The sequence below is a fragment of the Acinetobacter sp. C15 genome, assembly GCF_013420645.1.
Taxonomy (GTDB): domain Bacteria; phylum Pseudomonadota; class Gammaproteobacteria; order Pseudomonadales; family Moraxellaceae; genus Acinetobacter; species Acinetobacter indicus.
The window spans coordinates 1-1,282 of sequence record NZ_VOXR01000125.1; the positions used below are offsets into that span (position 1 = coordinate 1).

The 1,282-nt window shown below is 38.2% G+C and carries 1 protein-coding gene; it reads left to right on the top strand.

Annotation, left to right across the window (positions count from 1 at the left end; translation table 11 throughout):
* Positions 1-88: 88 nt before the first annotated feature.
* Positions 89-1,221, top strand: a protein-coding gene (locus FTT63_RS15450; RefSeq protein WP_223155595.1) for an IS3-like element ISAba14 family transposase whose coding sequence is annotated in 2 segments (ribosomal slippage) — positions 89-341 and positions 341-1,221 — 1,134 coding nt in all. Because the reading frame shifts where the segments join, the coding sequence is not laid out codon by codon here.
* Positions 1,222-1,282: the final 61 nt, after the last annotated feature.

The following is a 1,282-nucleotide window of genomic DNA, read 5'->3' on the forward strand; positions in this document are numbered from 1 at the left end:
AGAGATGGATCCGTAAATTTGAACAACTCCTATAAGTGATATTCTGCTCCTCAAATGATGTTATAAACATCAATATATGGAGTATTTTATGGCACGTAGACCAAGAAGAAATCATTCAAATGATTTTAAAGCTAAGGTAGCACTTGCTGCGATTAAAGCAGAAAAAACACTTGCTGAATTGAGTGCTGAGTTTGATGTTCATCAAAACCAAATTATTGACTGGAAAAATCAATTGATCTCAGCTTCCTCGCAAGCTTTCGATCAATCAAAAGCTCCAACAGAACCACCCATCGATCTAAAAAAACTACATGCAAAAATCGGTGAGCAGGCATTAGAAATTGATTTTTTAGAAGGTGTGTTGAAGAAACTGGGCCGCTTCAACCACAAAAGTTAATCGACGACTCACTTCAGATTTCAGTATCTAAGCAAGCTAAGCTGCTGAAAGTCTCCCGTGGTTGTTATTACTATCGCCCAAAACCTGTGAGTGCATCAGATCTGAAGCTGATGCGATGTATTGATGAATTACATATGCAATATCCTTTTGCAGGCAGTCGTATGATGCGTGATTTGTTGAATCGTCAAGGACATCATATAGGACGACGTCATACACGTACTTTAATGAAGAAAATGGGTATTCAGGCGTTATATTGCAAACCAAATTTAAGCCAGGCTAATCAAGCTCACCGTAAATATCCATATCTGCTCAAAGGGTTGGCTATTCAGCGCAGTAATCAAGTGTGGTCTACGGATATAACGTATATCCCTATGGCAAAAGGCTTTGTTTATTTATGTGCTGTGATTGATTGGCATAGCCGCAAGGTACTTGCGCATAGGGTATCGATTAGTATGGAGGTGGATTTTTGTATTTCGGCTTTAAATGAAGCGATTGAAAAATATGGTCGACCTGAAATATTTAATACAGACCAAGGCAGCCAGTTTACCAGTGATGCATTTATTGATGTATTGAAATCAAATGGCATTCAAATCAGTATGGATGGTAAAGGTCGATGGGTAGATAATGTGATGGTTGAACGATTATGGCGGAGCGTTAAATATGAAGAGGTGTATCTCAAAGCTTATAGCAGTGTCACAGATGCGAAAAAGCAATTAAGTGCATATTTTGAGTTTTATAATTTGAAACGACCTCATTCGAGTCTAGACAAAATGACACCAAATGAGTTTTACTATGATCAGCTACCCCAACAAAACAAGGTGGCTTAACTAGAGCGGAATATCACTTATAAATACGCTTTTAGTTGTTCAAACAAGTGGGACCACCTCT